The sequence below is a fragment of the Citrobacter sp. C6_1 genome, from assembly GCF_014596835.2.
GTDB classification, from domain to species: Bacteria; Pseudomonadota; Gammaproteobacteria; order Enterobacterales; family Enterobacteriaceae; genus Citrobacter; species Citrobacter pasteurii.
In genome coordinates this window covers 1,986,332-2,006,428 of sequence record NZ_CP115031.1, presented here as the reverse complement: position 1 = coordinate 2,006,428, position 20,097 = coordinate 1,986,332, and the positions used below count along the sequence as shown (strand labels likewise).

20 protein-coding genes are annotated in these 20,097 nt (G+C 51.7%); 9 read left to right on the top strand and 11 right to left on the bottom strand.

The window, feature by feature from the left end:
- Positions 1-80 precede the first annotated feature (80 nt).
- Entirely contained in the window at positions 81-1,814 is a 1,734-nt protein-coding gene (locus tag IB196_RS09805; protein WP_188231670.1) for a potassium/proton antiporter, read from the top strand.
- Positions 1,815-1,864: 50 nt separating this feature from the next.
- Here IB196_RS09805 and dadX read toward each other — a convergent pair whose 3' ends face one another.
- Entirely contained in the window at positions 1,865-2,935 is a 1,071-nt protein-coding gene (gene dadX / locus IB196_RS09800) for a catabolic alanine racemase DadX (RefSeq protein WP_005122257.1), read from the bottom strand.
- Positions 2,936-2,947: 12 nt separating this feature from the next.
- Entirely contained in the window at positions 2,948-4,246 is a 1,299-nt protein-coding gene (locus IB196_RS09795) for a D-amino acid dehydrogenase (RefSeq protein WP_005122256.1), read from the bottom strand.
- 322 nt (positions 4,247-4,568) lie between these two features.
- On the opposite strand from IB196_RS09795, the gene IB196_RS09790 reads away from it, so the two are divergent.
- On the top strand, positions 4,569-6,101 hold the full coding sequence (locus IB196_RS09790; protein ID WP_040232329.1) for a SpoVR family protein: 1,533 nt from the start codon (positions 4,569-4,571) through the stop codon (positions 6,099-6,101).
- Positions 6,102-6,203: 102 nt separating this feature from the next.
- Here the strand turns inward: IB196_RS09790 and fadR are convergent, their stop codons facing one another.
- Entirely contained in the window at positions 6,204-6,923 is a 720-nt protein-coding gene (gene fadR, locus IB196_RS09785; RefSeq protein ID WP_005122254.1) for a fatty acid metabolism transcriptional regulator FadR, read from the bottom strand.
- Positions 6,924-7,160: 237 nt separating this feature from the next.
- On the opposite strand from fadR, the gene nhaB reads away from it, so the two are divergent.
- From nhaB to IB196_RS09770, 3 genes are all read left to right on the top strand, one after another.
- The gene (gene nhaB, locus IB196_RS09780; RefSeq protein ID WP_188231671.1) at positions 7,161-8,705 is read left to right on the top strand and encodes a Na(+)/H(+) antiporter NhaB; all 1,545 of its coding nucleotides are present in this window, start codon (positions 7,161-7,163) and stop codon (positions 8,703-8,705) included.
- A 141-nt stretch (positions 8,706-8,846) separates the two neighbouring features.
- Positions 8,847-9,377 carry a disulfide bond formation protein DsbB gene (gene dsbB / locus IB196_RS09775; protein WP_005122248.1) on the top strand — a complete coding sequence of 177 codons (531 nt, stop codon included), beginning with the start codon at positions 8,847-8,849 and terminating at the stop codon, positions 9,375-9,377.
- Between the two features lie 110 nt (positions 9,378-9,487).
- Positions 9,488-9,829: a DUF1971 domain-containing protein gene (locus IB196_RS09770; protein ID WP_155021150.1), complete on the top strand. Its 342-nt coding sequence runs from the start codon at positions 9,488-9,490 to the stop codon at positions 9,827-9,829.
- Between the two features lie 29 nt (positions 9,830-9,858).
- Here IB196_RS09770 and IB196_RS09765 read toward each other — a convergent pair whose 3' ends face one another.
- The 3 genes from IB196_RS09765 to IB196_RS09755 all read right to left on the bottom strand — a co-directional run bounded on the left by IB196_RS09765 (position 9,859) and on the right by IB196_RS09755 (position 11,421).
- Positions 9,859-10,305, bottom strand: coding sequence for a YcgN family cysteine cluster protein (locus tag IB196_RS09765; RefSeq protein WP_005122244.1), 447 nt, complete (start codon positions 10,303-10,305; stop codon positions 9,859-9,861).
- A 93-nt stretch (positions 10,306-10,398) separates the two neighbouring features.
- Positions 10,399-11,058 (bottom strand): fumarylacetoacetate hydrolase family protein, encoded by a 660-nt coding sequence (locus IB196_RS09760; RefSeq protein ID WP_188231672.1) that lies wholly within the window; start codon positions 11,056-11,058, stop codon positions 10,399-10,401.
- 69 nt (positions 11,059-11,127) lie between these two features.
- Complete coding sequence (locus tag IB196_RS09755) at positions 11,128-11,421, bottom strand: YcgL domain-containing protein (protein WP_005122238.1); 294 nt, start codon at positions 11,419-11,421, stop codon at positions 11,128-11,130.
- Between the two features lie 126 nt (positions 11,422-11,547).
- Between IB196_RS09755 and minC the strand changes: the two genes are divergently transcribed.
- Genes minC through minE form a run of 3 tightly spaced genes read left to right on the top strand, consistent with a single transcriptional unit; the run spans position 11,548 to position 13,361 of the window.
- Positions 11,548-12,255, top strand: a complete 708-nt coding sequence (minC, locus tag IB196_RS09750) for a septum site-determining protein MinC (RefSeq protein ID WP_005122236.1) — start codon at positions 11,548-11,550, stop codon at positions 12,253-12,255.
- 23 nt (positions 12,256-12,278) lie between these two features.
- On the top strand, positions 12,279-13,091 hold the full coding sequence (gene minD / locus IB196_RS09745) for a septum site-determining protein MinD (RefSeq protein ID WP_005122235.1): 813 nt from the start codon (positions 12,279-12,281) through the stop codon (positions 13,089-13,091).
- A 3-nt stretch (positions 13,092-13,094) separates the two neighbouring features.
- Positions 13,095-13,361, top strand: coding sequence for a cell division topological specificity factor MinE (gene minE, locus IB196_RS09740; protein WP_001185666.1), 267 nt, complete (start codon positions 13,095-13,097; stop codon positions 13,359-13,361).
- A gap of 85 nt (positions 13,362-13,446) precedes the next feature.
- Here the strand turns inward: minE and IB196_RS09735 are convergent, their stop codons facing one another.
- Entirely contained in the window at positions 13,447-14,364 is a 918-nt protein-coding gene (locus IB196_RS09735) for a LysR family transcriptional regulator (RefSeq protein ID WP_188231673.1), read from the bottom strand.
- A gap of 103 nt (positions 14,365-14,467) precedes the next feature.
- Here IB196_RS09735 and IB196_RS09730 point away from each other — a divergent pair, with 103 nt between their 5' ends.
- On the top strand, positions 14,468-15,553 hold the full coding sequence (locus IB196_RS09730) for a tartrate dehydrogenase (protein ID WP_188231674.1): 1,086 nt from the start codon (positions 14,468-14,470) through the stop codon (positions 15,551-15,553).
- 48 nt (positions 15,554-15,601) lie between these two features.
- Here IB196_RS09730 and rnd read toward each other — a convergent pair whose 3' ends face one another.
- From rnd to tsaB, 4 genes are all read right to left on the bottom strand, one after another.
- Positions 15,602-16,717 carry a ribonuclease D gene (gene rnd, locus IB196_RS09725; protein WP_005122195.1) on the bottom strand — a complete coding sequence of 372 codons (1,116 nt, stop codon included), beginning with the start codon at positions 16,715-16,717 and terminating at the stop codon, positions 15,602-15,604.
- 84 nt (positions 16,718-16,801) lie between these two features.
- Positions 16,802-18,487 carry a long-chain-fatty-acid--CoA ligase FadD gene (gene fadD, locus IB196_RS09720; protein ID WP_188231675.1) on the bottom strand — a complete coding sequence of 562 codons (1,686 nt, stop codon included), beginning with the start codon at positions 18,485-18,487 and terminating at the stop codon, positions 16,802-16,804.
- Positions 18,488-18,691: 204 nt separating this feature from the next.
- Positions 18,692-19,276 (bottom strand): Slp family lipoprotein, encoded by a 585-nt coding sequence (locus IB196_RS09715; RefSeq protein ID WP_005122191.1) that lies wholly within the window; start codon positions 19,274-19,276, stop codon positions 18,692-18,694.
- 94 nt (positions 19,277-19,370) lie between these two features.
- A complete protein-coding gene (gene tsaB, locus IB196_RS09710) occupies positions 19,371-20,066 on the bottom strand; it encodes a tRNA (adenosine(37)-N6)-threonylcarbamoyltransferase complex dimerization subunit type 1 TsaB (protein ID WP_005122189.1) in 696 nt (231 codons plus the stop codon).
- Positions 20,067-20,097 lie beyond the last annotated feature (31 nt).

Below are 20,097 nucleotides of genomic sequence, written 5' to 3'. Positions count from 1 at the left end.
GCTAAGTAAAACGCTGTTTCTGTCGTTATTATGTTAGGGTTTATTAATACGAAACAGCGTAATTCAGGAGTAACCGAACGTTGGATGCCGCAGCAATCATTAGCCTTTTTATTTTGGGTTCCGTTCTCGTCACCTGCAGTATCTTGCTTAGTTCATTCTCATCACGTCTTGGTATCCCGATTCTGGTGATTTTCCTCGCTATCGGCATGTTAGCGGGCGTGGACGGTGTTGGCGGCATTCCTTTTGATAACTACCCTTTTGCCTACATGGTCAGTAACCTGGCGCTGGCGGTTATCCTGCTCGACGGTGGGATGCGCACCCAGGCCAGCTCCTTTCGTGTTGCGCTAGGCCCGGCATTATCGCTGGCGACCGTGGGCGTGCTGATTACCTCTGGTTTAACCGGCATGATGGCGGCATGGCTGTTTCATCTGGATCTCATTGAAGGGCTGCTGATTGGCGCGATTGTCGGCTCAACTGATGCCGCAGCGGTATTTTCCCTGCTCGGCGGTAAAGGACTCAACGAACGTGTGGGCTCGACGCTGGAAATTGAGTCAGGTAGCAATGACCCAATGGCCGTATTTCTGACCATTACGCTTATCGAAATGATCCAGAACCACGAGACCGGTTTAAGCTGGATGTTCGCCGTGCATATTATCCAGCAGTTTGGCTTAGGCATCGCTATCGGTCTCGGCGGTGGATATCTGCTCCAGCAGATGATTAACCGTATTTCTCTGCCTGCCGGGCTGTATCCGCTGCTGGCCTTAAGCGGCGGGATCCTGATTTTTTCCCTGACTACCGCGCTGGAAGGCAGCGGTATTCTGGCGGTCTATCTGTGTGGTTTCCTGCTGGGAAATCGCCCGATCCGCAACCGATTCGGTATTCTGCAAAACTTTGACGGCCTGGCCTGGCTGGCGCAAATTGCCATGTTCCTGGTGCTGGGATTGCTGGTGACGCCGTCCGACCTGCTGCCTATTGCAATTCCGGCGCTGATTTTGTCCGCATGGATGATTTTCTTCGCTCGTCCGTTGTCGGTGTTCGCCGGATTGCTGCCATTTCGTGGTTTCAATCTGCGTGAGCGCATTTTCATTAGCTGGGTTGGCTTGCGCGGGGCGGTACCCATCATCCTTGCCGTCTTCCCGATGATGGCGGGTCTGGAAAATGCGCGTTTGTTCTTTAACGTCGCATTCTTTGTGGTACTGATCTCGCTGCTGTTCCAGGGAACGTCGCTGTCGTGGGCAGCCAAAAAAGCCAAAGTCGTGGTACCTCCCGTTGGCTGGCCGGTTTCACGTATAGGTCTCGATATTCACCCGGATAATCCCTGGGAGCAGTTTGTTTATCAGCTCAGCGCGGATAAGTGGTGTGTCGGGGCTGCGCTGCGCGACCTGCATATGCCGGAAGAAACGCGAATTGCCGCCCTGTTTCGTGACAATGTGCTGTTTCACCCCTCAGGCAGTACCCGCCTGCGTGAAGGCGATGTGCTGTGCGTCATTGGCCGCGAACGCGACCTGCCCGCCTTAGGTAAGCTGTTCAGCCAGTCGCCGCCAGTGTCATTAGACCAGCGTTTCTTTGGTGATTTTATTCTTGAAGCCAGCGCGAAATATGCCGATGTGGCACTGATTTATGGCCTGGAAGATGGCACCGGGTATCGCGATAAGCAGCAAACGCTGGGTGAAATTGTTCAACAACTGTTGGGTGCTGCGCCGGTCGTCGGTGACCAGGTGGAATTTGCCGGTATGATCTGGACGGTAGCCGAGAAAGAAGATAATGCCGTGCTGAAAGTAGGTGTCCGTGTGGCAGAAGATGAGGATGAATAACGCGGATGTTTTTGCCGGGTGGTGGCTGCGCCTTACCCGGCCTACAAAAGTTACACCGTCACTACCGGCACGCGCAGCGCCAGCGAGCACATTAATTCATAGCCAACCGTACCCGCCGCTGTCGCCACATCGTCGATTTTAATCTCTTTGCCCCACAGTTCCACAGGCGTTCCTATCCCCGCCTGTGGGCATGGCGTCAGGTCAACCGCCAGCATATCCATGGATACCGTGCCAACCGTCCCGGTACGTACACCGTCCACCAGCACAGGAGTCCCACTCGGAGCATGGCGCGGATAACCATCGGCATAGCCTGTCGCCACAATCCCAATGCGCTGCTCGCCGCTGGCGGTGTAGCGTCCACCGTAGCCCACCCGATCTCCGGCTTTCAGCGTCTGTATGCCGATTATCTCGCTGCTCAGGGTCATCACCGGTTTCAGGCCGGTATTGGCGATGTCCCGCCATTGTCCCGACGGCGATGCGCCATACAGAATAATGCCCGGACGAACCCAGTCATAATGCGCTTGTGGGTGCCACAGCGTCGCAGCCGAATTCGACAGCGAACGTCGACACTCCAGTCCTTCCGCTGCCTGCGCAATACGCGCCATCGCGTCCTTAATGCCATCCGGATGCTCAGCATCAGCAAAATGCGACATCAGCGTCATTTCACCCACGTTAGGCATTGCCCGTAACTGTTGCCAGACGGTCGCTACTCGCTCTGGTAAGAAACCCAGCCGGTTCATGCCGCTATTCATCTTCAGGTAAATATCCAGCGGCGCGTTCAGGCGGGCATTTTGCAACGCTTTGAGCTGCCAGTTACTGTGGACACAGGTGGTCAGACGATATGTGTCATACACCGTCAGGTCTTCGGCATGGAAAAAACCCTCCAGCATTAAAATCGGTCCTTTCCATCCCCGCTCCCGCAGGGTGATCGCCTCCTCGAGATTGAGCATAGCGAAACCATCGGTCGTTCCCAGTGCATTCCAGACACGTTCTATGCCGTGTCCGTAGGCATTGGCTTTTACGACCGACCAGACGCGGGAGTCCGGCGCGGCCTGGCGGGTAATGGTCAGGTTTTGTTTCAACGCCTGCAGGTCAATGCTGGCCAGTATCGGGCGGGTCATCTCACGTCCTTATTAGTTATGTACGCCATGTAAATGCCGCGGGCGAGACGGGGTAAATCCCGGACTGTAACGCGCCACGCTCAGATCGTCATAAGGTATGGCTGGCGTGCGACCAGAGAGAATATCGCTCAGCAACTGACCGGATCCACACGCCATCGTCCAGCCCAATGTGCCATGACCCGTATTGAGCAGCAGATTCTTAAAGCGTGTACGCCCCACCACTGGCGTTCCGTCTGGCGTCATCGGACGCAGCCCGGTCCAGAAGGTGGCTTGTTCAACATGACCGCCGCGCGGAAAGAGATCGCGCACCACCATCTCCAGCGTTTCACGACGTGGTTGTAGTAGCTCGGTATTAAAACCAACAATTTCTGCCATACCGCCAACACGAATACGCTCATCAAAACGGGTAATGGCGATTTTGTAGGTTTCATCAAGAATAGTGGAAACCGGCGCACCATCATCTTCTGCCACCGGAATGGTTAATGAATAACCCTTCAGCGGATAAACCGGAATATCAACGATCCCTTTGAGCATCGCCGTGGAGTACGAGCCAAAGGCCATAACATAGGCATCGGCTTTGATAACTTCGTCGCCACACTGGACACCATAGATTTGCTCGCCTTCGCTGAGTAGCTTATCGACGGGAGTGTTAAAACGGAATTTTACCCCCGCCTGCTCGGCCATTTGCGCCAGACGCTGGGTAAACAGCTGACAGTCACCGGTTTCGTCATTCGGTAACCGTAACCCGCCAGTCAGTTTATGCGCGACCTCTGCCAGCGCAGGTTCGACTTCCGCCAGACGATTCGCCTCCAGAAGTTGGTACGGCACACCGGCATCTTCCAGCACGGCAATATCACGCGTGGCGTTCTCATACTGTTGAGCGGTTCTAAAAAGCTGTAACGTACCGCCCTGACGACCTTCATATTCGATCCCCGTGGTGGCCCGCAGCGCCTTCAGACAATCACGGCTGTACTCCGCCAGCCGCACCATGCGCCCTTTGTTTTCCATGTAGTGGCTGGTGTCGCAGTTGCGCAGCATTTGCCACATCCACTTCAGTTGGAACTGCGTTCCGTCGAGGCGTACAGCCAACGGCGCGTGGCGCTGAAACATCCATTTAATCGCTTTTAGCGGTACGCCTGGCGCCGCCCACGGCGCGGCATAACCAGGGGAGATTTGCCCGGCGTTCGCCGCACTGGTTTCCAGTGCCGGACCCGGCTCACGATCGATGACGGTGACATCGTGTCCAGCCTGACTTAAATACCAGGCGCTGGTCACGCCAACGACGCCACTTCCCAGTATGACAACTCGCATAGCCACTCCGTTAACAGTAAAAGAACAATCTTCTAATTACATCTTGATAACTCAGTTGAAAATATTATTCAACATATGGCTTTTTTATGGTGATGTATCTCACACATAGCAGCGATTGCAGGGAAGTCTCTGCTTTGGCATCTCCTGCTGTGCGTTATTTTTATCCAGCATAAAATTTTGTCACCTGGCCGTTTTTCGACGCTTCGCTGACGTGAAATCGCAAAGAAAAAATTTCTCCTGCAGCACGCTTTTTAACACCATGATCTATGCTTGAAATGAGGTACTCCAGACAGAGAGTGCCGCCAACAATGAGGGTGCGCGAATGGCTACGATTGATTCCATGAACAAGGACAGCACACGGTTAAGCGATGGACCCGACTGGACGTTTGATCTGCTGGATGTCTATCTGGCAGAGATAGACCGCGTGGCGAAACTCTACAGGCTGGATACCTACCCGCACCAAATCGAGGTGATCACTTCTGAGCAAATGATGGACGCCTACTCCAGCGTCGGGATGCCAATCAACTATCCACACTGGTCGTTTGGTAAAAAGTTTATTGAAACCGAACGTTTGTACAAGCATGGTCAGCAAGGGCTGGCCTATGAGATTGTTATTAACTCCAACCCGTGTATCGCGTACCTGATGGAAGAGAACACCATCACCATGCAGGCACTGGTCATGGCGCATGCCTGCTATGGACATAACTCTTTCTTCAAGAATAACTACCTGTTCCGCAGTTGGACGGACGCCAGCTCCATCGTCGATTACCTGATCTTCGCGCGAAACTACATCACCCAGTGTGAAGAGCGTTACGGTGTTGATGAAGTTGAGAAACTCCTCGACTCCTGTCATGCACTGATGAATTACGGCGTTGACCGCTATAAACGCCCGCAAAAGATCTCACTACAGGAAGAGAAGGCCCGGCAGAAAAGCCGTGAAGAGTATCTGCAAAGTCAGGTGAATATGCTGTGGCGCACGTTGCCGAAGAAAGAGGAAGAGAAGACGATCTCTACCGCGCATCGTTATCCTTCTGAGCCGCAGGAAAACCTGCTGTATTTTATGGAGAAAAACGCCCCACTGCTGGAGTCCTGGCAACGCGAAGTGCTGCGCATTGTGCGCAAGGTCAGCCAGTATTTTTATCCGCAGAAACAAACGCAGGTGATGAACGAGGGATGGGCAACTTTCTGGCACTACACCATCCTCAATCACCTTTATGATGAAGGCAAAGTCACCGAGCGCTTCATGCTGGAGTTTCTGCATAGCCATACCAATGTGGTATTCCAGCCACCGTATAACAGTCCATGGTATAGCGGGATAAACCCTTATGCGCTGGGCTTTGCTATGTTCCAGGATATCAAACGTATTTGTCAGTCGCCCACCGAGGAGGACAAATACTGGTTCCCAAATATTGCGGGTTCCGACTGGCTGGAAACGCTGCATTTCGCGATGCGCGATTTTAAAGATGAGAGCTTTATCAGCCAGTTCCTGTCACCAAAAGTGATGCGCGATTTCCGCCTGTTCACGGTGCTGGATGATGACCGCCATAATTACCTGGAAATTTCCGCAATTCACAATGAGGAGGGGTATCGCGAGATCCGTAACAGGCTGTCATCGCAATATAACCTGAGCAATCTGGAGCCGAATATTCAAATCTGGAATGTCGATCTGCGCGGCGACCGTTCACTGACCTTGCGTTACATCCCACATAACCGCGCGCCGTTGGACAAAGGACGCAAAGAAGTGTTGAAGCATGTGCATCGGCTATGGGGTTTTGACGTGATGCTGGAGCAGCAAAATGAAGATGGCAGCGTTGAGCTGCTGGAGCGTTGCCCGCCAAGGATGAACGGCCTGTAAAGCTTATTGCCGGAGGCGGTGTAAACATCTTATCCGGTCTACGAAGCGGACGCATTGTAGGCCGGATAAGACGCGTTGGCGTGACCATCCGGCATTGCGCGATTAGCGTCCCTGAATAGCTAAATCGCCTGGTAAATTCTTCTGCATACGGTGCCAAATCTCGCCACTGTCGTGACCATAGCGGCGCACCGTTTCATAGACCAAATCATGAGCGCCCTGCTCACACAGCTCTGACAGCTTACGGTAGAAGTTCAACGCCAGGCCGCGCGCTTCCGGGTTGGCAAAGTAATGACGGCCAATACGCGTATAAAGTCCTTTCATACCGTTGAGGATCAGACCGTAAATCGGATTGCCCGACGCAAATGCCAGACCGCGGAAAATGTTGTAATCCAGATCGGCAAACGCGTCAGCATGGTCAGCAACCTGATTCGCCGTAGCCAAAACGTCCTGGGCTTTATCAGGATGTTGGCGGAAGGCGGTGCGAATAAAGATCGTCGAGATGTTGGTACGCACAGACAGCAGATTATCAATCAGCTGCGGAACGCTTTCGTGATCAAGACGCGCCAACGTTTCCAGGATATTCAGTCCGGAGGTTTCCCAGAAGTTATTCACTTTCGTCGGTTTGCCGTGTTGAATGGTCAACCAGCCGTCCCGCGCCAGACGCTGCAATACTTCGCGTAACGTGGTACGTGTTACTCCAATAAGTTCGGAGAGTTCACGTTCAGCGGGCAAAATAGTGCCAGGTGGGAAGCGGTTATTCCAGATACTCTCAATGATGTACTCTTCCGCGAACCCAGCAGGGCTTTGCGCCTTAATGACCATAGTGATAATTCCATTACACAGCAAAACATAGTTACACACATCATACCAGACGGGTTTCTTAGCTGATAGCTGACGCAACGAAGAAAAAGTGGATCAAGGCTTCATTTTCCAGATAACGCTGATACGCAGCCGGTACGATAAGCCACGTGAAGAGCTTGCCTGCGTTCCCTCGTGCCGCTAAGCTTTGCGGTCAAACATAAAAACATGATTTCATTTTTACAGGTAAGGGAAACTGCCATGGAGCTATCATGGGGCCGCGCTATGTGGCGCAATTTTTTAGGTCAGTCGCCAGACTGGTATAAACTTGCACTGCTCGTCTTCTTAATCATTAACCCGCTTATTTTTTTCATCAATCCCTTTATCGCGGGTTGGTTGCTGGTGGCCGAATTCATTTTTACGCTGGCAATGGCGCTTAAGTGTTATCCACTGTTGCCGGGCGGGCTGTTAGCCATCGAAGCTGTCGTCATCGGCATGACCAGCGCCACTCATGTTCGTGAAGAAGTTGCCGCCAACCTTGAAGTGCTCTTGCTGCTGATGTTCATGGTGGCAGGCATCTACTTTATGAAGCAACTGCTGCTGTTTATTTTTACCCGACTGCTGCTCAGTATTCGCTCCAAGATGCTGCTGTCGCTGGCCTTTTGTGTTGCCGCTGCCTTCCTTTCGGCGTTCCTCGACGCATTGACCGTGGTCGCGGTCGTGATCAGCGTGGCGGTCGGTTTTTACGGTATCTACCATCGCGTCGCCTCTTCCCGCCCGGGAGATAACAATTTGCTGGATGACAGCCATATCGACCAGCACAATAAAGCCGTACTGGAGCAGTTCCGCGGTTTTCTGCGCAGCCTGATGATGCATGCGGGAGTCGGCACAGCGTTAGGCGGTGTGATGACCATGGTTGGCGAGCCGCAGAACCTGATTATCGCCAAAGCGGCTGGCTGGCATTTTGGTGATTTTTTCCTGCGCATGTCGCCGGTCACCGTCCCGGTGTTGATTTGCGGTCTGCTCACCTGCCTGCTGGTCGAAAAGTTACGTTGGTTTGGCTACGGTGAAACATTGCCGGAAGCTGTCCGTGGCGTTCTGCAACAGTTTGACGATGAAAGTCGTCAACAACGTACCCGCCAGGATAAAATAAAGCTGATTATTCAAGCAGTTATCGGCGTATGGCTGGTGATTGCCCTCGCGCTGCATCTGGCAGAAGTCGGATTAATTGGCCTGTCGGTGATTATTCTGGCTACTTCGTTAACCGGTGTCACTGACGAACACGCTATTGGTAAAGCCTTCACCGAGTCGCTGCCCTTCACCGCGCTGCTTACCGTATTTTTCTCCGTAGTTGCGGTGATTATCGATCAGCAGCTCTTTGCGCCGATTATTCAGTTTGTTTTGCAGTCTTCTGAACATGCACAGCTGACCCTGTTTTATCTTTTCAACGGCCTGCTGTCGTCGATTTCAGACAACGTCTTTGTTGGCACAATTTACATCAACGAAGCGAAAGCGGCGCTGGAGCACGGGACGATTAGCCTGAATCAATATGAACTGTTAGCAGTGGCGATTAATACCGGAACCAACCTGCCTTCCGTGGCTACGCCAAATGGTCAGGCGGCATTCTTATTCCTGCTTACCTCCGCACTGGCACCACTGATTCGCCTCTCCTACGGCCGTATGGTGTGGATGGCATTGCCGTATACAATCGTCCTGACGCTCGTCGGTCTGCTTTGCGTAGAGTTCACGCTGGTTCCAGTGACCGAATGGATGACGCAAACAGGCTGGTTAGCTACACTTTCATAACAATAAACCGGGTAAATCACTGCCCGGTTTGACTTTTTGCATGATAATTATCCGATTACACAATATTTCAATTGCCGCTAGTGGCGCATAAATTGAATTGGTTTAAACTGCGGTCTCTACGCATGTTGCAGGGAAATTATTATGTTGCGATTTTTAAACCAGTGCTCCCGTGGGCGTGGAGCATGGTTATTGCTGGCGCTAACCGCCCTGGCGTTGGAACTTGTTGCCTTGTGGTTCCAGCATGTCATGCTGCTTAAACCCTGCGTGTTGTGTATTTACGAACGTAGTGCATTATTTGGCGTGATGGGTGCTGGTCTGGTGGGCGCAATTGCCCCAAAAACGCCACTGCGTTATGTGGCAATGCTTATCTGGATTTACAGCGCCTGGCGCGGGCTTCAGTTAGCGTATGAACACACGATGATTCAGCTTCACCCTTCACCGTTCATGACCTGTGATTTTGCCGCGCGCTTCCCGAGTTGGTTACCGCTGGATAAATGGCTGCCGCAGGTATTTATGGCATCCGGTGACTGCGCTGAACGTCAGTGGTCATTTTTAACCCTGGAGATGCCGCAGTGGCTGTTGGGGATTTTTGCCGCATATCTGGTCGTTGCAGTGTTGGTGCTGATTGCCCAGCCCTTTAAACCGAAAAAACGTGACCTCTTTGGTCGCTAACAGAACGCTCCTTCGGGAGCGTTTTTTTTTGCCATAATGTCATTGCTTGCTGGCATCTATAAGATGTATATTAAATACATCTTATAGATGCCACACAAAGGAGATGTCTTATGTCCCATTTACGCATCCCGGCAAACTGGAAAGTTAAACGCTCTACTCCCTTCTTTACGAAAAACAATGTCCCGGCAGCTCTGCTTTCTCACCACAACACAGCAGCGGGCGTTTTTGGACAACTCTGCGTGATGGAAGGCACTGTAACGTATTACGGCTTTGCCAATGAAGACGCAAAAGAACCTGAAGTAAAAGTGGTCATTAATGCCGGACAGTTCGCGACCAGCCCACCGCAGTACTGGCATCGCGTTGAATTAAGCGACGATGCGCAGTTCAACATTAATTTCTGGGTTGAAGATGACAACCATAGTGATGAGATGTATCAGGCGAAAAAGTCTTAATCCTTAACGCCTGTTAATCGATGGGCGGCTTAGTCCGCCCATGAAGGTTTGTTCAGAATATGGTCCTGCCAGTCACGCACTTCTGATTCTTTCACCGCGATATGGCGTACTGAAATACGCTCACCGTGCATCGCCGCCTTTGAACCCGTCAGCAAAGGGTGCCAGTCCGGTAATCCTTTCCCTTCCGCTAACAAACGATAGGCGCAGGTCATCGGCAACCATTCAAAGGTTGGCAGGTTATCACGTGTTAGTTTGATGCAATCGGGCTCGTATTCGAATCGACGTTCATAATTACGGCACTGGCAGGTTTTGATATTGAGCTGCTTACAGGCAACATTGGTAAAGTAGATTTCGTCAGTGTCTTCATCCATCAGCTTATGCAGACAGCATTGGCCGCACCCATCACATAATGACTCCCACTCGGCATCAGTCATTTCATCAAGGGTTTTACTTTGCCAGAAAGGTATGTCGCTCATCAGGGTATCCGCTATTTCACTAAAGCTGCACCTTATAACCAGTCTGGCACGTTGATGCAAGTTTTGCCGCCCGAAACAGGCGGCAAGCAGAGATTACAGCACCCGGGTGGTTAGCGTCTGACCATGGAAACTGATAGCCAGCTCATCACCGCTGTGTAACGGCCCAACGCCAGCTGGCGTCCCAGTCAGTACCACATCACCAGCTTTAAGCGTGAAGAATCGGCTCATGTAAGCAATCAATGGAACAATATGGTGGATCATATCCGCCGTAGTGCCCTGCTGGCGTACTTCGCCATTCACCGTTAAACCGAGCTGAGTATCCTGCGGATCACCGTTAAATTCCGCTACCGGAATAAACCCAGACAGCGGGCAAGAGTTGTCAAAACCCTTCGCTTTTTCCCACGGCTGCCCCGCTTTCTTCATTTTGCCCTGAATATCACGCAGGGTCAGATCCAACGCGACGCCATAGCCCGCGATGGCTTTGCGCACATGTTCTTCCGTCGCCTGACGTAGGGTCGCGCCAATCAGTACCGCCAGCTCAACTTCATGGTGAACTGAACCCATATCAGATGGGATCACCAGCGGCTGGCGCAAATCACACAGCGCAGTTTCAGGCTTAATAAATAACACCGGCTCTTCCGGCGTTGCTCCCCCCATCTCTTTAATATGGTTTGCATAATTGCTACCTACGCAAACCACTTTGCTCACCGGATAATCCAGCAGAGCACCATGCCAGTTGTGATGTTGATACATTACTTTCCCCTAACGTAGTCATAGATTTCAGGTACTGCATCGATGAGACATGCTGCTGCCGGATGCAGTTTAACGTTTAGCGTCTGGTGTATTTTCTTTTACCGCAGATAAATGCTGTTTGAGTAAATCTTCAGGCGGCGGTGGTATTTGTAAATAATAGCCCTGCTCGGTTAGTGCCTGTTTTACTTTTTCAAGATCGGCATTAACCAGTTTTTTACGACCATCAAGCGGTAAAATCATAGCCAGCTTTGGCTGACCAAACCCTTTCATCAGTTCTTCAGGAACTCGCGAGAAATCGTCTTTTTTTTCGACATATAAATAGGTCTGGTCACGTTTGCTGCTTCGGTAGATCACACAAAACATATCTTTTACTCTGAATTCACGGAATGGTGGCTTGCCTCAATATAATACTGACTATAACATGCCTTATAGTCTTCGGAATATCACCCCGCACTGGGGATGATAAATAGCAAATTGAGTAAGGCCAGGATGTCAAACACGCCAATCGAGCTTAAAGGCAGTAGCTTCACCTTATCAGTGGTTCACTTACATGAAGCAGAACCCGAGGTTATTCGTCAGGCGTTGGAAGACAAAATCGCGCAGGCACCTGCATTTTTAAAACATGCTCCCGTAGTGATCAACGTGAGTGGCCTTGAAAGCCCGGTAAACTGGTCGGCGCTGCAAAAAGTTATCACGTCCACCGGTCTGCGCATTATTGGTGTTAGCGGATGCAAAGATGCAAAACTTAAGGCAGAAATCGACGAAATGGGTTTTCCTTTACTGACAGAAGGTAAAGAAAAAGCCATTCGTTCCGCACCTGTTGAAGCTCCGGCACCTGCAGCACCGCCACAAAACGTTAATCCCATCACAAAAACACGATTAATAAATGTACCGGTTCGTTCCGGTCAGCGTATTTATGCTCCACAATGTGATCTGATTGTTACAAGTCACGTCAGTGCGGGCGCAGAGCTTATCGCTGATGGCAATATTCACGTTTATGGCATGATGAGAGGCCGTGCTCTGGCGGGCGCAAGCGGCGATCGGGAAGCGCAAATTTTCTGTACCCACCTGACGGCAGAACTGGTGTCTATCGCAGGTGTTTATTGGCTGAGTGATAAAATCCCAGCAGAATTTTATGGCAAAGCGGCACGTCTGCAATTGGCAGAGAACGCTTTGACAGTTCAACCGTTGAATTGATCCCTTTTTAACAAGGAATTTCTATGGCACGCATTATTGTTGTTACTTCGGGTAAAGGGGGCGTTGGCAAAACCACCTCCAGCGCGGCCATCGCTACAGGTTTGGCCCAGAAGGGAAAGAAAACTGTCGTTATTGATTTTGATATCGGCCTGCGTAACCTTGATTTGATTATGGGTTGTGAACGTCGCGTCGTTTATGACTTCGTCAACGTTATTCAGGGCGATGCGTCGTTAAATCAGGCGTTGATCAAAGATAAACGTACCGAAAATCTCTTTATTCTTCCGGCCTCACAGACTCGTGATAAAGACGCGCTGACCCGTGAAGGCGTCGCGAAAGTTCTGGACGATCTGAAAGCGATGGATTTTGACTTCATCGTCTGCGACTCCCCGGCAGGTATTGAGACCGGTGCGCTGATGGCCCTGTATTTTGCCGACGAAGCCATTATTACCACCAACCCGGAAGTGTCTTCTGTACGTGACTCTGACCGTATTCTGGGTATTCTGGCGTCGAAATCTCGTCGTGCTGAAAATGGCGAAGATCCGATTAAAGAGCATCTGCTGCTTACGCGCTATAACCCTGGCCGCGTAAATAAAGGTGACATGCTCAGCATGGAAGACGTACTGGAAATTCTGCGAATCAAGCTGGTTGGCGTGATTCCTGAAGATCAGTCAGTCCTGCGCGCGTCTAACCAGGGTGAGCCGGTTATTCTCGACATCAATGCTGATGCCGGTAAAGCCTATGCTGATACCGTAGACCGTCTGTTGGGAGAAGAACGTCCTTTCCGCTTCATTGAAGAAGAGAAGAAAGGTTTCCTCAAACGCCTGTTCGGAGGATAAGTTATGGCATTACTGGATTTTTTTCTCTCGCGGAAAAAGAGCACAGCGAACATCGCTAAAGAGCGACTGCAGATTATTGTTGCGGAACGTCGTCGTAGTGACGCCGAGCCACATTATTTACCGCAGCTGAGGAAAGATATTCTCGAGGTTATCTGCAAGTATGTACAAATTGACCCTGAAATGGTCACCGTACAGCTTGAACAAAAAGACGGCGATATTTCTATCCTCGAACTTAACGTGACTTTACCTGAAGCAGAAGAGTCTAAATAGCGTCTTTTGTAAATGAGTCATGGTTGAAAAAAGGCAGATTATTCTGCCTTTTTTATTTTTGATCGTAGTCCAGGCTACGCCACATTTATTCCAAACTGAACTTCGGGTAGTTCTCAGCAAAATAGCGACGTAAATACTCCACGGTAATACGGATTTTTGCCGACGTCGCCAGACGTGACACATAAACAGCCCAAATATTTGCTGGTTGATAATAGTCAGGCAATATATGAACCAGATGCCCACTGGCGATGTTATCGCAGACATCCCACCATGAACGTAGCGCAATCCCCAGGCCATCCACACACCATTGGTGAACAACTTCGCCATGATTGGAGGAGAGCCGCCCCGTCACCTTGATCGAGTGCACGCCCTCTTTATTACGCATTTGCCAGATGCCAAATGGATGATCGCGCTCTTTAATCACCAGGCAGGGCAACATGGACAGATCGTTCAGCTGTTTCGGTGTACCGTGCTGCGCCACAAACTCAGGTGATGCACACAATATTCGATAATTGGTTGCCAGCTTACGTGCGATCAAATTAGGTGCAATATCATCCCCGATGCGGATATCAAGATCGACACCTTCATTAACCAGATCGACTAACCGATCCTCAACGTCAAACCGCAACTCCAGCTGCGGATACTCTTTTGCCAGCGCTGACAATGCCGGAGCCACTACACGGCGACCAAAACCAAAGCTGCTGATAATACGTAACATTCCCTGCGGGATCTGTCGGACATCAGACAGCTCATCCATCATCTGATCCACATCCTGCAGGATCCGCTGGGCCCATTCATAGATCCGTTCCCCTTCTTCCGTGATGGTGACACGCCGTGTTGTACGGTGTAACAACACCACGTTCAGTGTCTGTTCCAGCAATGCAACACGCTTGCTGATAAAAGCCGGTGAAACCCCCAGTTCCTCAGCAACTGCGGCAAACCCCGCACGGCGGGCAACCAGCATAAAGACGCGTAAATCATTTAACAGCGGCAGATTATTCATGATCTGTGTTTTATGTTTCACCAGTTAGGGGGATTAACTATTAATCAGTCAATTATAGGATAAGGGGAAAGTCAATTTTGATGGCGTACAAGTGAGAGCTGCTATGAAGAAAACCTGTCGTATTGCCGCTATTCCCGGAGATGGCATTGGTAAAGAAGTCCTGCCTGAAGGCATTCATGTGTTACAAGCTGCCGCCGAACGCTGGGACCTGTCGCTTAGCGTTGAACAAATGGAATGGGCCAGTTGCGAGTACTATACGCATCACGGCAAGATGATGCCGGATGACTGGCATGAACAGTTGAAATCCTTCGATGCTATTTACTTTGGTGCCGTCGGGTGGCCAGACACTGTACCGGATCACATCTCACTATGGGGCTCGTTACTCAAGTTTCGTCGTGAGTTCGATCAATACGTCAATCTGCGTCCGGTACGCCTGTTTCCTGGTGTTCCTTGCCCATTGGCGGGTAAGAAACCCGGCGACATTGATTTCTACGTTGTGCGTGAAAACACCGAAGGCGAGTATTCTTCACTGGGCGGGCGCATAAGCGAGGGTACCGAACATGAAGTGGTCATTCAGGAGTCGGTCTTCACACGTCGTGGCGTTGATCGCATTTTGCGTTATGCGTTTGAACTGGCGCAGAGCCGTCCGCGTAAAACACTGACCTCGGCCACCAAATCAAACGGCCTTGCCATCAGCATGCCTTACTGGGATGAGCGCGTTGAAGCAATGGCCGCCCAGTACCCTGAAATCCGCTGGGATAAACAGCATATTGATATTCTGTGCGCCCGTTTTGTCATGCAACCGGAGCGTTTTGACGTGGTGGTCGCCTCTAACCTGTTTGGCGACATCCTGTCCGATTTGGGGCCAGCCTGCACTGGCACGATTGGCATTGCACCCTCGGCTAACTTAAATCCGGAACGAACCTTCCCATCATTGTTTGAACCGGTCCACGGTTCGGCCCCGGATATCTACGGCAAGAATATTGCTAACCCAATTGCTACCATCTGGGCTGGTGCGATGATGCTGGATTTCCTTGGCAACGGCGATGCGAATTATCAGGCGGCCCACGATGGCATTCTGGCAGCGATTGAACAGGTTATTGCCAACGGCCCTAAAACGCCGGATATGAAAGGCAATGCCACCACTCAACAGGTAGGTGAAGCCATTCGCCAGGCACTGTGTCGCTAACGCGAGTCCGATTAAAAACGGGAGCACCAGCTCCCGTTTTTAGGTTTTCTACTGTGGGTATTCCTGCAGCAGCGCGTTGAGTCGTTCTGCCATCAGTTCGCCACGCCAACCGGAAATCAGCTCCGGCAGGCATGCCTGCGGCTTTAATTTCCAGTGCCAGTTGAGCAGCTGGTTGATTTGACGACGCGAAGCAAGGAGTTCCACGCTAAGATTCTGCTCCGCACTCACTTCGGCTACCAGGGCTTTAATGGCTTTGAACGCCTTGCGATAACCCGGCATATCCATCAGATTCAGCAACGGTTGCGGCAAGGCTTCTTCCGGCATTGCCTGCGCTTTCTCGACCAGTGAAATCAGCGTCTTACCATGGAAGCGAATTTCACTCCCTGAGAGACCCAGGCTATCCAGTTCCCCCAGACTTCCCGGCATATAGCGGGCAACCGCCCACAGATGTTCTTCGCGCACCACGAAGTTTACCGCCAGATCACGTTCACGCGCTTTGCGCAACCGCCAGTCGGCCAGTAGTTGCAAACAGGCGAGCTGACGGGTACGCAATTGCCAGGCATTGGTAATTTCTCGCCACGCATCTTCGGGCGCCAGAATTTCCTGACGACGCTGTTGCATCAAACGACATTCGTCCAGCGCAGCGGGCAACCAGCCGGACGCATCGGTTTCTGCCATCAGCTTTGTGGTGATCGGTAATAAATACCAGACATCTGCCGCGGCATATTCGCACTGCCGCTCGGTCAGCGGTCTGGCCAGCCAGTCGGTACGTGATTCACTTTTATCCAGCACCACCCCGGTGAACTCTTCCACCATCGCAGCAAAGCCCCACGACAGCGGGCGCCCACAAAAGGCGGCCAGAATCTGTGTATCGATAAGTGGTTGCGGGAGTTCACCAAACGTGTTGAGAAACACTTCCAGGTCTTCACTGCCGGCATGCAGGAATTTGGTAATGGCGGTATCACGCAAAATATCGCGCAGCGGCGACCAGTCGGTGATCTCTAGCGGGTCAATCAGAGCAACGTGTTTGCCATCAAACAGCTGGATCAGCCCCAACTGCGGGTAGTAGGTACGCGTGCGAACAAATTCTGTATCCAGGGCTATCGCCGGAAATTCACGGACGGCTTCGCACAGCGTGGCTAACGCGTCGTCCGTAGTGATCATTTGATAATTCAAATCGTGCTCTCTTAGGTTTTCGCCAAAAAAAACGCCGGATTATCCGGCGCTTTCTGCTGGCTGTCTTAACGCTCAGCCTTTATTGTCCACTTTGCCGCGAGCTTCGTCACGTAATTCTCGTCGCAAAATTTTACCGACGTTAGATTTCGGCAATTCATCACGGAATTCCACCTGTTTCGGAACTTTGTAGCCTGTCAGATGACGACGGCAAAAAGTAACCAGCGCTTCATCGGTTAACGATGCATCCTTTTTCACCACAAAGATTTTTACCGCCTCACCGCTGCTGCCCGACGGTACGCCGACAGCAGCCACTTCCTGAACGCCAGGATGCTGCATGACTACGTCTTCAATTTCGTTCGGATAAACGTTAAAACCCGACACCAGGATCATATCTTTCTTACGATCGACAATACGCAGGAAGCCTTCGTCGTCCATTACTGCAATATCGCCGGTGTGTAGCCAGCCGTCTTTGACGATTTCATCAGTGGCGTCTGGTCGCTGCCAGTACCCCAGCATCACCTGCGGACCTTTCACGCACAGTTCGCCCGGTTCTCCCGGTGGCACTTCGTTGTCGTCATCATCCACCAGTTTGACCTCGGTGGAAGGAACCGGTAACCCGATGCTGCCGCTATGGTAGTCGATATCGTGCGGGTTGACACTCACCAGCGGAGCGCACTCCGTCAGGCCATAGCCTTCCAGCAGGTACTGACCCGTCAGCTTCACCCAACGTTCCGCTACCGCCTGTTGAACCGGCATCCCGCCGCCTGCGGAAAGGTGCAGTGACGAGAAGTCCAGTTGCTGGAACTCCTTGTTATTCAGCAACGCGTTAAACAACGTATTGACGCCGGTCATCGCGGTAAACGGGTATTTTGCCAGCTCTTTCACCAGCCCCGGAATATCACGCGGGTTAGTGATCAGCAGGTTTTGTCCGCCCAGTTCAATAAACAGCAGGCAGTTCATGGTGAGCGCGAAAATGTGATACAGCGGTAACGCCGTCACCACCAGCTCTTTACCCGGATGCAGCAACGGTCCGTAAGTGGCATTAACCTGCTCCAGGTTAGCCAGCATGTTGCGGTGCGTGAGCATCGCGCCTTTCGCCACGCCGGTGGTACCACCGGTATACTGCAGGAAAGCCAAATCTTCAGACACAACTTCCGGCTTCACATACTGCATGCGGTAGCCGTTTTGCAGCGCACTGCGAAATGAGATGGCATCCGGCAGATGATATTTCGGCACCAGACGCTTGATATATTTCACGACGAAGTTAACCAGCGTCCCTTTCGCGGTCGACAACTGATCGCCCATACGCGTGAGGATCACGTGTTGAACCGAGGTCTTATCGACCACTTTCTCCAGCGTGTGAGCAAAGTTAGAGACGATGACGATCGCCGACGCACCGCTATCGTTGAGCTGATGCTCCAGCTCGCGAGGCGTGTACAGCGGGTTAACGTTCACCACAATCATGCCAGCACGTAAAATCCCAAACAGTGCAACGGGATATTGCAACAGGTTGGGCATCATCAGTGCCACGCGATCACCCTTTTTCAGTCCAAGTCCTTGTTGCAAATAAGCCGCAAATGCCCGACTGCGCTCTTCGAGTTTGCGGAAGGTCATCACCTCCCCCATGTTCATAAAGGCAGGCTGATCGGCATACCGTCTTACTGAGTGTTCAAAGAGTTCCACCAGGGATTGATAACGGTCAGGATTGATCTCCGCGGGAACACCTGCGGGATAACGGTTAAGCCAAACCTTTTTCAATACATCACCTCTAAAATGCGTATTCGTCGTCATCACAACCCCAGGCAATAAACAAACTGTTAACATAATATTAACTCAGCGTACCAGTTTGTTTATTACACAACGACAAGGTTGCGAAGCACGTCACTATTTATTTTTCTTATATCCACGTTAATGCAGAAACAGCGGACGAGCCGCTGTTTCTTTTATCATTAAAACAAAGAGTTACTCTGTTACTATCGTCTGAACCTGCGCGGGACCGGGATTGTACCATCCCCATCCGCCGTAGCCACCGTAAGGCCAGCCACGCGCACCGTAGAACCAGGGGTCAATTGGCTGTGGCGGCATCACAATTTGCTGAGTAATATGCCAGCGTTTATAGCCAGTTACCTGCATCAGCATGAATTTATACGGGGTATTGCCGATTTTTCCGTCCACTGTACCGCTAATCGAACCGACGACAGTGACCAGTTGACCACGAAAATCTACCGGATCGAGGAAACCGTTAACATCGGCATAAATTCGCCCGCGTGACGCTTCGCCCAGAATCGGTCGTGCCCCACTATCGAGCGGCATGGTGGCGATCTCCAGTCGGGATTTCCCCTGCTGGTTTTGAATATTCACCACTTTGCCGCCGAAACGGGCTTCCTGTCCGACATACAGCTGCGGCGCATTCATCACCCGCACCAGATCCTGCTGCGGCGTAGGACTCGAACCTTTAATCGCGTCCGGGATGGTGACGCAGCCGCTTAGCATTAACGCTAATGCGCCTGCCAACACACCTTTCAATAACTGCTTTTGCACCGCCATATTATGACTCCCTTTTCTTAGCTTCTGCCCCGGCCTGTTCACAATGCTGTGCACTGACGTCGATAAAAATTAACCGGGGATGTACTACTAAGATTCATTCTTTACCGGGAAGTTTCTTCCATGCCACGGTGTTACGTAAATAAACCGGTTCAGCATGTTCAACCGCCACGGTCTTACCGGCAGCCAGCATTTGCATGGCGACAGGCAGCATATCTTCAGCAGCCGGAAGCAAAACGTCGCCATCGCTGAGTGTCAGACCGCTGTCTTTACCCAGTTCAGGCCAGGCAGGCCAGCCCGTTCCGACCGTTACCCACTCGCCAGACAACTGCAGTAAACGCTCATGCACCTGCTCAGGGGTTAACACCGCTTCGGTCTCTTCACCGTGCCAGTTACCGTTCTCATCACGCTGGTATTCGGCCCAGTAGACTTCGCCCATTCGCGCGTCGATCGCGGCCAGTACGCGGGTAGCGCCCGACTTACGCCAGGCTCCCTGCGCCATTGTCGCGAGAGTGGAAACGCCAATCATCGGTAAATTCGCACCTAACGCCAGCCCCTGAGCAATGCCAATCCCAATACGGACACCGGTGAAACTGCCGGGACCGCGACCAAACGCCAGGGCGTCGATGTCGGTTAACGTGAGATCGCCGGCGGCCAGGATTTCCTCGACCATCGGTAAAATTCGTTGGGTGTGTTCTCGTGGGCAAAGCTCGAAATGAGCCTTGATAGTACCGTCATTCCACAGGGCAACAGAGCACGCCTCTGTGGCGGTATCGATAGCCAGAATTCGCATGGGTGTTTGTGATCAGATCAATAAATTTGGC

Coding starts and splice junctions, on each gene's coding strand:
- dadX (WP_005122257.1), bottom strand. CDS start 2,935: ATGACCCGCCCGATACTGGCCAGCATTGACCTGCAGGCGTTGAAACAA.
- IB196_RS09795 (WP_005122256.1), bottom strand. CDS start 4,246: ATGCGAGTTGTCATACTGGGAAGTGGCGTCGTTGGCGTGACCAGCGCC.
- IB196_RS09790 (WP_040232329.1), top strand. CDS start 4,569: ATGGCTACGATTGATTCCATGAACAAGGACAGCACACGGTTAAGCGAT.
- fadR (WP_005122254.1), bottom strand. CDS start 6,923: ATGGTCATTAAGGCGCAAAGCCCTGCTGGGTTCGCGGAAGAGTACATC.
- nhaB (WP_188231671.1), top strand. CDS start 7,161: ATGGAGCTATCATGGGGCCGCGCTATGTGGCGCAATTTTTTAGGTCAG.
- dsbB (WP_005122248.1), top strand. CDS start 8,847: ATGTTGCGATTTTTAAACCAGTGCTCCCGTGGGCGTGGAGCATGGTTA.
- IB196_RS09770 (WP_155021150.1), top strand. CDS start 9,488: ATGTCCCATTTACGCATCCCGGCAAACTGGAAAGTTAAACGCTCTACT.
- IB196_RS09765 (WP_005122244.1), bottom strand. CDS start 10,305: ATGAGCGACATACCTTTCTGGCAAAGTAAAACCCTTGATGAAATGACT.
- IB196_RS09760 (WP_188231672.1), bottom strand. CDS start 11,058: ATGTATCAACATCACAACTGGCATGGTGCTCTGCTGGATTATCCGGTG.
- IB196_RS09755 (WP_005122238.1), bottom strand. CDS start 11,421: ATGTTTTGTGTGATCTACCGAAGCAGCAAACGTGACCAGACCTATTTA.
- minC (WP_005122236.1), top strand. CDS start 11,548: ATGTCAAACACGCCAATCGAGCTTAAAGGCAGTAGCTTCACCTTATCA.
- minD (WP_005122235.1), top strand. CDS start 12,279: ATGGCACGCATTATTGTTGTTACTTCGGGTAAAGGGGGCGTTGGCAAA.
- minE (WP_001185666.1), top strand. CDS start 13,095: ATGGCATTACTGGATTTTTTTCTCTCGCGGAAAAAGAGCACAGCGAAC.
- IB196_RS09735 (WP_188231673.1), bottom strand. CDS start 14,364: ATGAATAATCTGCCGCTGTTAAATGATTTACGCGTCTTTATGCTGGTT.
- IB196_RS09730 (WP_188231674.1), top strand. CDS start 14,468: ATGAAGAAAACCTGTCGTATTGCCGCTATTCCCGGAGATGGCATTGGT.
- rnd (WP_005122195.1), bottom strand. CDS start 16,717: ATGATCACTACGGACGACGCGTTAGCCACGCTGTGCGAAGCCGTCCGT.
- IB196_RS09715 (WP_005122191.1), bottom strand. CDS start 19,276: ATGGCGGTGCAAAAGCAGTTATTGAAAGGTGTGTTGGCAGGCGCATTA.
- tsaB (WP_005122189.1), bottom strand. CDS start 20,066: ATGCGAATTCTGGCTATCGATACCGCCACAGAGGCGTGCTCTGTTGCC.